Genomic DNA, 1,502 nt, shown 5'->3' on the forward strand with positions numbered 1-1,502 from the left:
CCCCGCAGTGAGAAGCATATTGACCGTCTCTTCAACGAGGCCGAAGAGGCTGCGGTCGACGGTGATAGCGAGGAAGACGACAACGTCGAGCTTCCGGATACTGGCTTGCCTGCGGCCGGGGGCGTTACGGGCAAAAAGCGGGGACGCAGGCCTCTGCCGGCAGACCTGCCGCGCGAGCGTGTCGAATACGACCTTGCTGACGATCAGAAGGCTTGCCCGTGCTGCAAAAGCCAAATGCATCGCATGGGAGAAGCCGTCAGCGAGCAGCTCCATATCGAGATCAAGGCGAAGGTCCTGCAGAACGTACGGTTCAAATACGCCTGCCGGCACTGTGACCGTACAGGGATTAACACGCCCGTCGTAATCGCGCCCATGCCCACGCAACCCCTGCCGGGCAGCATCGCCACCCCGTCGACGCTCGCCTTTGCTCTCGTCCACAAATACGTAGATGGCACGCCGCTCTACCGCGTGGCTCAGACATTCGAGCGTGCTGGCGTTCCGATCAGCCGTGGCGCTCTTGCGCATTGGGTCATCGGCTCGAGCGAGAAGCATCTATATCGCATCTACGATGCTTTGAAGCTGCGGCTGCAATCGCAGTCTCTCATCCATGGCGATGAGACGACGGTTCAGGTGCTGAAGGAAAAGGACAAGGAAGCCACCAGCACGTCGTACATGTGGGCGTACCGCAGCAGCGAGAACAGTGACGAGCCGATCGTGCTTCTCGACTACCAGCCCGGCCGCGGTCAGATTTACCCGCAGACCTTCCTTGGTGACTACCGTGGCATACTCGTCACTGATGGCTACACCGCCTGGCGCACATTGAATGGCGCAACCCATGTCGGATGCATGGCTCACTCCAGGCGGCGCTTCGTTGATGCCCTCAAGGCGAGAAAGAATGGTGGCGGCCCGCCGGAGCAAGCTCTCCGGTTCTTCGAACAGCTCTACCGGATCGAAAGGCAGGCGAGAGACAAGACCCCGGATCCGGGGGAGACAAAGGCCGATTGCATTCGCCGTTTCCGCCAGCAGCACAGCCTGCCTGTCCTGAACGCCCTAAAGGCGTGGCTCGACAATATCGCGCCAAAGATCGTGCCGGATACCAAGCTCGGTGATGCGGTGTCCTACACCCTGAACCAATGGAATTACCTGACGCGTTACACTAGCGACGGCAGGATGCCGATCGATAACAACATTCTGGAACGCGAGATCAGAGTTTTTGCCACCGGAAGAAAATCGTGGCTGTTCAGCGACACCGCTGACGGGGCCAAGGCCAGTGCTGTGATCTACAGTCTGATGCTGACTTGCCGCGCCTGTGGCGTCGACCCGCTCACCTGGCTACGCCACGTGCTTTCTGAGCTACCTCAGCGCGAAGAAACGGCCGACATTGGCGACCTGCTGCCGTTCAACTTCTCCAAGGCAAATGCCAAATAAAGCTGGATACGGCTAGAACCCGTGCGCGATTACGCCTGAAGAGGCCGTCTAGGCGCATCGAAAATCGCGCTTAC

General features: G+C 59.5%; 1 protein-coding gene. It reads left to right on the forward strand.

Annotated features, from left to right (window positions below; genetic code table 11):
* A partial coding sequence (gene tnpC, locus IEX27_RS21005) for an IS66 family transposase (protein ID WP_188723018.1) occupies window positions 1-1,428 on the forward strand: 1,428 nt, incomplete at its 5' end.
* Between the last annotated feature and the right edge of the window lie 74 nt (window positions 1,429-1,502).

It is taken from the genome of Nitratireductor aestuarii (assembly GCF_014641695.1).
GTDB classification, from domain to species: domain Bacteria; phylum Pseudomonadota; class Alphaproteobacteria; order Rhizobiales; family Rhizobiaceae; genus Chelativorans; species Chelativorans aestuarii.